8 protein-coding genes are annotated in these 12,864 nt (G+C 70.0%); 7 read left to right on the top strand and 1 reads right to left on the bottom strand.

Annotated elements, in window-relative coordinates:
• Nucleotides 1-309: 309 nt before the first annotated feature.
• A complete protein-coding gene (locus AB0H87_RS27780; protein WP_360151722.1) occupies nt 310-1,848 on the top strand; it encodes an alkaline phosphatase D family protein in 1,539 nt (512 codons plus the stop codon).
• A gap of 41 nt (nt 1,849-1,889) precedes the next feature.
• Here the strand turns inward: AB0H87_RS27780 and AB0H87_RS27775 are convergent, their stop codons facing one another.
• The gene (locus tag AB0H87_RS27775) at nt 1,890-2,591 is read right to left on the bottom strand and encodes a hypothetical protein (protein WP_360151719.1); all 702 of its coding nucleotides are present in this window, start codon (nt 2,589-2,591) and stop codon (nt 1,890-1,892) included.
• 114 nt (nt 2,592-2,705) lie between these two features.
• Here AB0H87_RS27775 and AB0H87_RS27770 point away from each other — a divergent pair, with 114 nt between their 5' ends.
• The 6 genes from AB0H87_RS27770 (at nt 2,706) to AB0H87_RS27745 (ending at nt 12,796) form a co-directional block, all read left to right on the top strand.
• A complete protein-coding gene (locus AB0H87_RS27770) occupies nt 2,706-4,076 on the top strand; it encodes a sigma-70 family RNA polymerase sigma factor (RefSeq protein WP_360151716.1) in 1,371 nt (456 codons plus the stop codon).
• A 257-nt stretch (nt 4,077-4,333) separates the two neighbouring features.
• A complete protein-coding gene (locus AB0H87_RS27765; protein ID WP_360151713.1) occupies nt 4,334-6,388 on the top strand; it encodes a family 43 glycosylhydrolase in 2,055 nt (684 codons plus the stop codon).
• A gap of 21 nt (nt 6,389-6,409) precedes the next feature.
• Nucleotides 6,410-7,858, top strand: coding sequence for an endo-1,4-beta-xylanase (locus tag AB0H87_RS27760; protein ID WP_360151710.1), 1,449 nt, complete (start codon nt 6,410-6,412; stop codon nt 7,856-7,858).
• 1 nt (nt 7,859) lies between these two features.
• Nucleotides 7,860-9,470: a ricin-type beta-trefoil lectin domain protein gene (locus AB0H87_RS27755; protein ID WP_360151707.1), complete on the top strand. Its 1,611-nt coding sequence runs from the start codon at nt 7,860-7,862 to the stop codon at nt 9,468-9,470.
• Complete coding sequence (locus AB0H87_RS27750) at nt 9,467-11,272, top strand: family 43 glycosylhydrolase (protein WP_360151704.1); 1,806 nt, start codon at nt 9,467-9,469, stop codon at nt 11,270-11,272. The genes AB0H87_RS27755 and AB0H87_RS27750 overlap by 4 nt, the downstream gene beginning before the upstream one ends.
• Before the next feature lie 27 nt (nt 11,273-11,299).
• Nucleotides 11,300-12,796 (top strand): non-reducing end alpha-L-arabinofuranosidase family hydrolase, encoded by a 1,497-nt coding sequence (locus tag AB0H87_RS27745; RefSeq protein WP_360151701.1) that lies wholly within the window; start codon nt 11,300-11,302, stop codon nt 12,794-12,796.
• The last annotated feature ends 68 nt before the right edge of the window (nt 12,797-12,864 follow it).

Here is a 12,864-nt window from a genome sequence, read left to right as displayed (position 1 = left end):
CTCGGCCCTCGACGTGACGACCGAGCTCGACCTCTGGCGGGCGTTGCGGGCCACCGGGGTGACGGTGATCGGGTCGACCTCGAAACAGGCCGCGCGGCCGGACCACGGCGAACGCCAGCACGGCAGCCAGCAGCAGCACGGCCCACACGGTCGACACAGAGCGCCAGGGTACGGCCGGTATGGCGGGTCCGCCCGGCGGCGGCGCGCCGGCAACTGGTCAACCGGCGATCAACCGGTCGCAACCCCCCACTCACCTAAATCGTGATCATCAATGGGGTACGCGTTTCTGATCGGAAGGCGAAGCCTGCCATGCGTATCGACCGTCGCCAACTCCTCACCCTTGCCGGCGCCAGTGGCGTCGGCCTGGCCGCCACCGTCGCCGGCGTCAGCACCGCGCCCGCGCTGGCGGACCCGAAGCACCACGTCGACCCGTTCACCCTCGGCGTCGCGTCCGGCGACCCGCAGCCCGACGGCGTCGTGCTGTGGACCCGGCTCGCGCCCGACCCGGTCGTCGCGGACGGCCTCGGCGGGATGAGCCGCCACGTCGTCCCCGTCCGCTGGGAGGTGGCCGAGGACGAGCGGTTCCGCCACGTCGTCAAGCACGGCGTCGAGCGCGCCACCCCGGAGCTGGGCCACTCGGTGCACGCCGAGGTGCACGGCCTGCGGGCCGACCGCGAGTACTTCTTCCGGTTCCGCACCGGTAACGCCGTGAGCCCCGTCGGGCGTACCCGGACCGCGCCGTCGTTCCTCTCGAAGCCCCGTGAGCTGGCGTTCGCGTTCGTGTCCTGCTCGAACTACCCGACCGGGCACTTCACCGCCTACCGGCACCTGGCGGAGGAGGAGCTGGACCTGGTCCTGCATCTCGGCGACTACATCTACGAGGGACCGGCGGCGGGCACGCTGGGCCGGGCGCACCTGCCGGCCGCGGAGATCTTCTCGCTGGCCGACTACCGGGTCCGGCACGCGCAGTACAAGACGGACCCCGACCTGCAGCTCGCGCACGCCCGCTTCCCGTGGGCGGTCACCTGGGACGACCACGAGGTCGAGAACAACTACGCGGACGAGATCTCCGAGGACGCGGCCCAGGACCCGGAGCCGTTCCTCCGCCGCCGGGCGGCCGCCTACCAGGCGTACTACGAGCACATGCCACTGCGCCGCTCGCAGGTGCCGCACGGCCCGGACATGCGGATCTACCGCCGCCTGCGGTACGGCCGCCTGGCCGAGTTCAACATGCTCGACGGTCGCCAGTACCGCTCCGATCAGACCACGGACCCGGCCCAGCTCGACGACCCGGCCCGCTCGATGCTGGGTGCGGAGCAGGAGAAGTGGCTGATCGACGGCCTGAGCCACTCGGCCGGCACGTGGAACATCCTGGCCCAGCAGACGGTGATGGCCAAGGCGGACCGCGACCCGGGCCCGGGCGAGATCCTGCCCAACGACAACTGGAACGGCTACGAGCCGGCCCGTCAGCGCCTGTTCGACGACGTCGCGCGGCGGCGGATCGAGAACATGGTCGTCGTCACCGGTGACGCCCACTGCAGCATGGTCGCGGACCTCAAGCAGAACTTCGACGACCCGTCCTCGCGTACGGTCGGCGTCGAGTTCCTGGGCACGTCGGTCACGTCGGGCGGCGACGGCGCACCGATGGACCAGCGGGGCACGGAGTGGCTGGCCTCGAACCCGCACATGAAGTTCTACGACGCCCGCCGCGGCTACGTGCGGGTGACGGCGGACAACCGCGAGCTGCGCACGGACTACCGCGCGGTGCCGGCGGTCACGACCCCGGACGCCCCGGTCTCGACGATCGCGAGCTTCGTGGTCGAGGACGGCCGCCCGGGTATCGCCTAGCGACGACTGCGGGGGTGCGCCCTGTCCGGCGCACCCCTGCTCTACAGCCCCGCGGGGAAGGTGTAGCTCGCCGGCGGGTCGGCCTGCTGGGCCGTGGTGCCGTAGACCAGCGCGATCTCGTCGTGGGCGTGCAGCACGATGGCCGCGGGGTCGCCCTGGACGGCCTTGCCGTTGACGTAGGCCTGCAGCGTCTTGCCGTCGCCGGCGGTGAGGGCGCCGATGTGGTCGGCCGAGAGCGACACGTCCCATTCGGTGAACAGCTGCCCCAGGCTGAACTCGGCCTTGACCGGCGACTCGACGTGCACCACGCCGGTGGTGTCGTGGGTGTGCAGCGGGCTGAGCTGGCCGGTGCCCTCGTCGATGCCGATCTCGGCGGGCACCGTCACCGGCTGACCGTCGGCGATCACGTCGAGGTGCGCGTGGATGTGCTCGACGTTGCCTTCCTCACCCAGCATCGGGAGGCCGGCGGCCGTCACCCGCGCGGTCGCGTCCTGTGGCGCCGGCCACGGCGGCCGGCTGGTGCCGCCCTGTGCGGTGAGCGCCGGTGACGCCGGAATCCCGGACGCGCTGGCCTTGCCGCCGGTCAGGTTGAGCGCGAGCACCACACCAGCCACGATCAACACCACGAGCCCCACCATGCTGTACGTGAAGAGGTGCCGCCGGCGGCGGTCGCGTCTCCGCTGCGCCTCGAGCGCCTTGCGAGCCGCGGCGGCACGCGCCTTGCCGCTTCTTCCGTTGGTCATGCGGCAAAGGGTGCGTCGAGCAGCTGAGAAAGTGTGGAGAGCCGGCTGAGTGGCGCCTGTTGACGCGATCGGCCGAGGTCGTTCACAGTGACGGACGCCGATCGGGAGGTGCGCATGCCGGCAGTCGACACGGACCTGACCAGCTTGGTCGTCGCCGCGCGGGCCGGCGACCGGCGGGCGCTCGACGAGCTCGCCGGGCGGGTGCTGCCGCTGGTCTACACGGTGGTCGCCCGGGCGCTGTCCGGCGATCCCGATCTCGACGACGTCGTGCAGGACGCCATGCTGCGGGCGGTGCGGGACCTGCCGACGCTGCGGGATCCGAGCCAGTTCCGGGCGTGGCTGATGGCGATCGCGGTGCGTCAGGTCGGCACCCACCTGCATCGGCGGCGGGTGGCCGACGCCCGGTCGGCCCCGCTGGACGACGCGGCCGACGTGGCACGCGAAGACCCGACCCTGCTGCACGCCGCGCTGTCCGAGCAGCGCCGCCAGGTCGCGCGGGCCGGGCGCTGGCTGGATCCGGCCGACCGGATGTTGCTGTCGCTGTGGTGGTTGGAGCAGGCCGGCCACCTGACCCGGCAGGAGCTGGCGGAGGCCAGCGGCGCGCGGGGCGCGCACGTGCGGGTCCGGCTGCAGCGGATGCGCGACCAGCTCGACCTGAGCCGCGCGGTGGTGGCGGCGTTGGAGACGCCCCGGCGATGCGCGGACCTCGACGCGGCCGCCGCCGGCTGGAACGGTGCGCCCAGTCCGTTGTGGCGCAAGCGGCTGGCCCGGCACGTCCGGTCGTGCGCTGTCTGCCAGCGCGCGGCGGCCGGTCAGGTGCCGCCCGAGCGGCTGCTGGACTACACGTTGCTCCCGGTGCCGCTGGGCCTGGCGGCCGCGGTCGTCGGCGAGGGCGGGCGGGTCGCGAAGCCGTCGCTGGCCGCGAAGGTCATGCTGGCCCTCGGCGGGCATCCGGTGGCCGGCTCGGTGGCCGCCGCGGCCGTGCTCGCCGTGGTCGTCGCGTTCGCCGTGCCCAGGACCCCGGATGCCCCGCCGGCCGCGTCGCTCCAGGTGGGCCCGGCCTCGCTCGAGATGGCCAACCAACCGGGGCAGTACGCGTCGACGGCCGGCGGTCTCGGCGTGCTGAGCCATGTCGACGCCGGCAGTCCGGAGGCGGCGCGCCGGCGGGTCACGTTCCAGGTCGCGCCGGGCATCGCGGACTCGGCCTGCTTCACGCTGCGGACCGCGGACGGCGCGTACCTGCGGCATTCGTCGTGGCGGCTGCGGGCGAGCCGGGACGAGGGCACCGCACTCTTCCGCGGCGATGCCACCTTCTGTGTCGCGCCGGGCTCGGTGCCCGGCTCGGTGTCGTTGGAGGCGTCGAACTATCCCGGGTGGTTCCTGCGGCACCGCGACGGCCAACTGTGGGTCGACCACTCGGACCGGAGTGCGGCTTTCCGGGCGGACAGCTCGTTCTTCGTCCGTCCGCCCTGGGCCGGGCCGTAACGGGCAGCGCCTGCCGAAACCAAATGTCGTTCCGACTTTTCGTTACGACAGGTCCCGCCAAATAGTCCCCGCGCCATTTCCGGGACAACCCTTGAAAGTTTCCGAAACGCTCTGGCAACATCGGTGCAACTCGATGTGAGCGGTTAACCCTCGCCACCAAATCCATGCCTTGACGCTGCCGGACATCGAATGTGAGCGCTAACATGCGTGTTGGTTCTCCGGCGATGACGCGTGGCCATTTCCGCTTGGAGGAACCCATGGGAATTCGCCGGCTCCTGCGCCGCGCGGCGGCGGTGGTCGGCACGACCGCGCTGACCGGCGGCATGCTGGTCGGTCTGGGCGCGGCGGACGCCGCCGCCGCGACCGTCGACACCACGGCGTGGTACGTGCTGATCAACCGCAACAGCGGCAAGGCGCTGGACGTCTACAACCTGGCGACCAACGACGGTGCGCGGATCACCCAGTGGACCCGCAACGACGGCGCACAGCAGCAGTGGCAGTTCGTCGACTCGGGCGGCGGCTGGTACCGGCTGAAGTCCCGGATCTCGGGCAAGGTGCTCGACGTCTACAACCGCTCGACGGCCGACGGCGCGGCGATCGTGCAGTGGGCCGACGGCAACGGCACCAACCAGCAGTTCCAGCTCGCCGACTCGGCCGGCGGGTACGTCCGGCTGATCGCCCGGCACAGCGGCAAGGTCGTCGAGGTGCAGAACGCCTCCACCGCCGACGGCGCCAACGTCGTGCAGTACGCCGACTGGGGCGGCAACAACCAGCAGTGGCAGCTCGTCCGCGTGGGCTCGGGCGGCGGCGGGAGCACCTATGCCAACCCGGTCGTGTGGCAGGACTTCGCCGACGGCGACATCATCCGGGTCGGCGACGCCTACTACTACTCGGCGTCCACCATGCACTACTCGCCCGGTGCCCCCATCCTGCGCTCCTACGACCTGGTCAACTGGGAGTACGCCGGCCACTCGGTGCCCAGGCTCGACTTCGGCTCCAGCGCCTACGACCTGTCCGGCGGCCGGGCGTACGTGAAGGGGATCTGGGCCTCGACGCTCAACTACCGGCGCAGCAACAGCACCTACTACTGGCTCGGCTGCGTCGAGTTCAACCGGACCTACGTCTACACGGCGACGGCCGTCGACGGTGCGTGGCAGAAGCGCGCGCAGATCAACAACTGCTACTACGACGCCGGGCTGCTCGTCGACGACAACGACACGATGTACGTCGCGTACGGCAACACGAACATCAGCGTCGCCCAGCTCTCCGCCGACGGCCTGAGCCAGGTGCGCAGCCAGCAGGTGTTCACCACACCCTCGAGCGTCGGGACCCTGGAGGGCGCCCGGTTCTACAAGCGCAACGGGAGCTACTACATCTGGCTGACCCGTCCCGCCAACGGGCAGTACGTGCTCAAGTCCAGCAGCCCGTTCGGACCGTACGAGATGCGCCAGGTGCTCCTCGACCTGCCCGGGCCGATCTCCGGCGGCGGCGTGCCGCACCAGGGCGGCCTGGTGCAGACCCAGAACGGCGACTGGTACTACATGGCGTTCGTCGACGCGTACCCCGGTGGCCGCATGCCCGCCCTGGCCCCGATCTCGTGGAGCGCCGACGGATGGCCGAGCGTGCAGACCGTCAACGGCGCGTGGGGCAGTTCCTACCCCAAGCCGAACATCCCGGCGTCCGGGCGCACCGTGCAGCCGATGACCGGCGCCGACACCTTCGCCTCCGCGACCCTCGGGCACCGCTGGGAGTGGAACCACAACCCGGACAACAGCAGGTGGTCGGCCGGCAGCGGCCTGCGCCTGCAGACCGCCACGGTCACCAACGACCTGTACGCGGCCCGCAACACCCTCACGCACCGCATCCAGGGTCCGTCGTCGACCGCGACGATCGAGCTGGACTACTCGACCATGGCCAACGGCGACCGGGCGGGCCTCGCGATGCTGCGTGACTCGTCGGCGTGGATCGGCGTGCGCCGCGACAACGGCACCACCCGGGTCTCCATGACCAACGGGCTGACCATGAACGGCAGCTGGAACACCACCGGCACCGGCACCGAACAGGCCGGCGCACCGGTCTCCGGCGGCCGGCTCTGGTTGCGGGTGAACGCCGACATCCGGCCGGGATCCGGTCGCCAGGCCCGCTTCTCCTACAGCACCGACGGATCCACCTTCATCGGGCTGGGTCCCGCGTTCACGCTCAACAACGCCTGGCAGTTCTTCATGGGCTACCGATTCGCGATGTTCAACTACGCGACCCAGGCCCTCGGCGGTGCCGTGACGGTCCGCCGCTTCGACCTCACCACCCCCTGATCCGGAACGGAGGGCATCGACATGACGAGCAGATCGAGGCGGACCTGGTGGTCGGTCGCGGTCGTCGGAGCGGTCACGGCCGCGCTGACCGCCGGCCTGGCCGGCACCGCGAACGCCGCGAGCACGCTTGGCGCCTCGGCGGCGGAGAAGGGCCGCTACTTCGGCGCCGCGATCAGTGCGGGCAAGCTGGGTGACAACACCTACGTGACGATCCTCAACCGCGAGTTCAACAGCGTCACGCCCGAGAACGAGATGAAGTGGTCGTACACGGAGCCGCAGCAGGGCAGCTTCAGCTACGGCAGCGCCGACCGGATCGTCAACCACGCCCGTTCGCGCGGCATGGCCGTCCGCGGTCACACCCTGCTCTGGCACGCGCAGCAACCCGGCTGGGCGCAGAACATGTCCGGCAGCGCGCTGCGCAACGCCATGAACAACCACGTCACCCAGGTCGCGACCTACTACCGCGGCAAGATCCACACCTGGGACGTGGTCAACGAGGCGTTCGCCGACGGCGGCGGCGGCGGCCGCCGTGACTCCAACCTGCAGCGCACCGGCAACGACTGGATCGAGGTCGCGTTCCGGCTCGCCCGCGCCGCCGACCCGAACGCCAAGCTCTGTTACAACGACTACAACACCGACGGCGTCAACGCGAAGTCGACCGGCATCTACAACATGGTCCGCGACTTCAAGGCCCGCGGCGTCCCCATCGACTGCGTCGGCTTCCAGTCGCACCTGACCAACTCGGTGCCCAGCGACTACCAGGCCAACCTGCAACGCTTCGCCGACCTCGGCGTCGACGTGCAGATCACCGAGCTCGACATCGCCGGCTCCAACCAGGCCAGCGTGTACGGCACCGTCACCCGGGCGTGCCTGGCCGTCTCCCGGTGCACCGGCATCACCGTCTGGGGCATCCGCGACAGCGACTCGTGGCGCACGGGCGAGAACCCGCTGCTGTTCGACGGCAACGGCAACAAGAAGGCGGCGTACGACGCCGTGCTGAACGCCCTGAACGCCGGCACGAGCAACCCGTCCGGCCCGGTCGACACCACCGCCTGGTACGTGCTGGTCAACCGCAACAGCGGCAAGGCCCTGGACGTCTACGAGCGGGCGACCAACGACGGCGCCCGGATCAACCAGTGGACCCGAAACGACGGCGCCTGGCAGCAGTGGCAGTTCGTCGACTCGGGCGGCGGCTACTACCGCGTCCGGTCCCGGCATTCCGGCAAGGTCCTCGACGTCTACAACTTCTCGACCGCCGACGGTGGCGCGATCGTGCAGTGGACCGACGGCAACGGAACCAACCAGCAGTTCCGGTTGGCCGACTCGAGTGGCTACGTGCGGCTGATCAGCCGGCACAGCGGCAAGGCCGTCGAGGTGCAGGGCGCGTCCACCGCCGACGGCGGCAACGTCGTGCAGTACGCCGACTGGGGCGGCGCCAACCAGCAGTGGCAGCTCGTGCGGGTCGGCTGAGATGTCACGACACCGCTTGGCCGTGCTGGCCGCCATGATGCTTGCCGTTCTCTTCCTTCGCGCACCTGCCGCCTCGGCGTTGGACAACGGCGTCGCCCGGGTGCCACCCATGGGATGGAACAGCTGGAACACGTTCGGCTGCAACATCAACGAGACGCTGATCCGGCAGATGGCCGACGCGCTGGTCTCCAGCGGCATGCGCGACCTCGGCTACCAGTACGTCGTCGTGGACGACTGCTGGTTCAACCCCAACCGCGACTCGGCCGGCAACCTGCAGGGCGATCCGTCCCGTTTTCCGAGCGGAATGCGGGCGCTCGGCGACTACCTGCACGCCCGGGGCCTGAAGTTCGGGCTCTACCAGGTGCCGGTCGACCGGACCTGCGCGCAGTACTTCGGCGCGTATCCCGGTGCGACCGGCAGCCAGGGACACGAGGCGCAGGACGCCCGGCAGTTCGCCGCCTGGGGCGTCGACTACCTCAAGTACGACTGGTGCTCGCCCAACGGGACGATCCAGGACCAGGTGACCACGTTCGCGAAGATGCGCGACGCGTTGGCCGCCACCGGCCGGCCGATCGTCTACAGCATCAACCCCAACAGCATCCACGCCAAGACCGGACCGTTGCGCAACTGGGGTGACGTCGCGAACCTGTGGCGCACCACCGAGGACATCACCAACGCCTGGGACACCGGCCAGACCAACGGCTATCCGATGGGCATCCAGAACATCGTCAACGTCACCGTTCCCCTGGCGGGCTACGCGGGTCCGGGCAGCTTCAACGACCCCGACATGCTCGAGGTCGGCCGGGGCGGGATGTCCGACACCGAGATGCGCAGCCACTTCGCGTTGTGGGCCATGCTGGCCGCGCCCCTGATGGCCGGCAACGACGTGCGGTCCATGAATACGGCGACGCAGACCATCCTGAAGAACCAGAACCTGATCGCGATCAACCAGGATTCGCTTGCGCTGCAGGCCCGCCAGGTCGCCGGCGACAGCACGCGCCGGGTGCTGGCCAAGAGCCTCGCCAACGGCGATGTGGCGGTCGCCCTGTTCAACCAGAGCGGCGCGACCACCACGATCTCCACCACCGCCGCCGCGATCGGCAAGTCCGGGTCGTCGTTCACCCTGCGGGACGCGTGGACCAACGCGACCACCGCCACCAGCGGCGCGATCAGCGCGAGTGTGCCGGCCCACGGCACGGTCGTCTACCGGGTCAGCGGTGGTGGCACGTCCAGCGGGGGGACGCTGGTCAGCGCCGCCTCCGGGAGATGCCTCGACGTGCCGCAGGGCAACACGGCCAACGGCACGCAGCCGGTCATCTGGGACTGCAACGGCGGCACCAACCAGCGCTGGACGCGCGACGGCCAGACGGTCCGCGCGCTCGGCAAGTGCCTGGACGCCCCGCTCAACGCCACGGCCGGGGCGAAGGCGCAGATCTGGGACTGCAACGGCGGCGCGAACCAGCGGTGGACGTTCGGCTCCGACGGCACCGTACGCGGTGAGCAGTCCGGTCTCTGCCTCGACGTCGACCGGAACCTGACCGCCAACGGCACCGCCGTGCTGCTCTGGACCTGCACGGCGGCCGCGAACCAGCGCTGGACGGCGACCTCATGAACGCCCGCCGGCTCGCGGCGACGGTGGTCGCGCTGCTGTGCGCGCTGACGGTGGCCCCGTCGGTCGCCCACGCGGACAACCCGATCGTGCAGACCATCTACACGGCCGACCCGGCGCCGCTCGTCCACAACGGACGCGTGTACCTCTACACAGGACACGACGAGGACGGCTCGACGTGGTTCACCATGCGCGAGTGGCGCGTCTACTCGTCGTCGGACATGGTGAACTGGACCGACCACGGTTCGCCGCTGAACCTGGCCAGCTTTGCCTGGGCCGACGCCAACGCCTGGGCCGGCCAGGTCGTCGCCCGCAACGGCCGGTTCTACTGGTACGTCCCCGTGCGCAACCGCGCGACCGGCGGCATGGCCATCGGGGTGGCCGTCGCCGACAGCCCGACCGGGCCGTTCACCGACGCCCTGGGCCGCCCGCTGGTCGAGAACAACGAGATCGACCCCACGGTGCTGATCGACGACAACGGTCAGGCCTATCTCTACTGGGGCAACCCGCGGCTGTGGTACGTACGCCTGAACGCCGACATGACCTCGTTCTCGGGCAGCCCGACGCAGATCCCCTTGACCACCTCGGGCTTCGGCACCCGCACCGGTGACGCCAACCGGCCCACCCTCTACGAGGAGGGGCCGTGGGTCTACAAGCGCAACGGCCTCTACTACAACGTCTTCGCGGCCAAATGCTGCTCGGAGTTCATCGCCTACTCCACCGCCACCGGGCCCCTCGGACCGTGGACGTACCGCGGGACGGTCATGCCGACCCAGGGCAGCAGCTTCACCAACCATCCGGGGATCGTCGACTTCAACGGCAGCTCGTATTTCTTCTACCACAACGGTGCTTTGCCGGGCGGCGGCGGATTCACCCGGTCGGTGGCGGTGGAACGGTTCGCGTACAACGCCGACGGTTCGCTCCCGACTATCAACATGACGACGAACGGCGCGCCGCAGGTCGGCACGCTCAACCCGTACGCGCGCCAGGAGGCGGAGACCATCGCCTGGACGTCCGGGGTCGAGACGGAGCGGTCCGGCGAAGGCGGGATGAACGTCGGCTGGATCGACAACGGCGACTGGATCAAGGTCAAGGGTGTCGCGTTCGGTGGCGGGGCGACCTCGTTCAGCGCCCGGGTCGCCTCCGCCGCCGCCGGCGGTCGGATCGAGGTCCGGCTCGACGGGTCGAACGGGACCGTCGCCGGGACGTGCACCGTGCCCGGCACGGGCGGCTGGCAGACGTGGACGACCGTGTCGTGCGGCGTCACCGGGGCGACCGGCACACGCGACCTCTACCTGCGCTTCACCGGCGGCACCGGCTCCCTGTTCAACGTCAACTGGTGGCAGTTCGGCGGGGGAGGCGGCGGCAACCTGCTCACCAACGGTTCGATGGAGAACGGGACAGCCGGGTGGAGCGCGTTCGGCGGTGGCACGCTGTCGACCACGACGAGCGTCGCGCACGGCGGCACGAGCGCGCTCGCGGTCTCCGGGCGCACCGCCTCCTGGCACGGCCCGAGCCAGAACGTCACGGGCGCCCTCCTCAACGGCCGCGGCTACACGACGTCCGCGTGGGTCCGCGCGCAGAGCGGCACGCCGGCCGCGAAAGCCACGCTGGCCCTGACGGCGGGCGGCACGACGAGCTACGTGTCGCTGACCCCGGCGACGACGGTCACCTCGACCGGCTGGACGTTGCTGACCGGCACCGCGACGGTCGCCTGGACCGGCTCGCTCACGGCGGCCACGTTCTATCTCGAAACGACGTCCGGCACGGACGGCTTCTACGTCGACGACGTCGCCATCCAGTAGGACCCCCACCCCCATCGAAGGAGGATCATGTCTGTGCTAAGAGCGACCCTACGGTCGCGGGTGCCACGCGCCGTCGCCGCCGGCGTGTCGGCGGTGCTGGTCGGCGTCGCCGCAGCCGCCGTGCTGGGCAGTCCCGCCGCCGCGGCGACCGTCGACACGAGCGCGTGGTACGTGCTGCTGAACCGCAACAGCGGCAAGGCCCTGGACGTCTACAACCTGGCCACGAACGACGGTGCCCGGATCGTCCAGTGGGCGCGGAACAACGGCAACCAGCAGCAGTGGCAGTTCGTGGACTCGGGCGGCGGCTACTACCGGCTGCGGTCCCGGCTGTCCGGCAAGGTGCTCGACGTCTACAACTTCTCGACCGCCAACGGCGGCAGCATCGTGCAGTGGACCGACAACAACTCGACCAACCAGCAGTTCCGGCTGGCCGACTCCGACAGCGGCTACATCCGGATGATCAACCGCAACAGCAACAAGGTCGTGGAGGTGCAGGGCGCCTCGACCGCCGACGGCGGCAACATCGTGCAGTACGACGACTGGAACGGCGCCAACCAGCAGTGGCAGCTCGTCCGCGTCGACGGCGGCGGCAACCCGACCACGCCGCCACCCGGGGGCTGCAGTCTGCCGTCGACCTACCGATGGTCGTCGACGGGCGCGCTGGCGCAGCCGAGGTCAGGCTGGGTGTCGTTGAAGGACTTCACGCACGCGCCGTACAACGGGCAGCAGTTGGTCTACGCGACGACGCACGACACCGGTACCACGTGGGGCTCGATGAACTTCGGTCTCTTCTCGAGCTTCAACCAGATGGGGTCGGCGGCACAGAACCAGATGCCGTTCGCGGCTGTCGCGCCGTCGTTGTTCTACTTCGCGCCGCGTAACCTCTGGGTTTTGGCCTATCAGTGGGGTGGACCGGCTTTCTCCTACCGGACGTCCACCAATCCGGCCAATGTAAACAGTTGGTCGTCGGCACAGACGTTGTTCAGCGGGAGCATCTCCAACTCGGGCACCGGCCCGATCGACCAGGCACTCATCGGGGACGACCAGAACATGTACCTGTTCTTCGCCGGTGACAACGGCAGGATCTACCGGGCGAGCATGCCCATCGGGAACTTCCCGGGCAGCTTCGGGTCGAACTACACGACGATCATGACCGACTCGACGAACAACCTGTTCGAGGCCGTCCAGGTGTACAAGCTCCAGGGCGAGACCCGGTACCTCATGCTCGTCGAGGCGATCGGCTCCCAGGGGCGCTACTTCCGGTCGTTCACGGCCACCAGCCTGGGCGGGTCGTGGACACCGCAGGCCACGTCCGAGAGCAACCCGTTCGCCGGCAAGGCCAACAGCGGCGCAACGTGGACCAACGACATCAGCCACGGCGAACTGATCCGCACCAACGCCGATCAGACCATGACCGTCAACGCCTGCAACCTACAGTTGCTCTACCAGGGCCGCTCCCCGAACTCGGGCGGCGACTACGGCCTGCTGCCCTACCGGCCAGGCCTGCTCACTCTGCAGCGCTGACCATCTGATCCGTCCCGGACGCGTCGTAGACCGCGGCGAGCAGCGCCGGGTCGCCGAAGTCCTGCGCC

The sequence above is a fragment of the Asanoa sp. NPDC050611 genome (genome assembly GCF_040654855.1).
Classification (GTDB): Bacteria; Actinomycetota; Actinomycetes; order Mycobacteriales; family Micromonosporaceae; genus Asanoa.
This window is presented reverse-complemented; position numbering and strand designations above follow the sequence as displayed.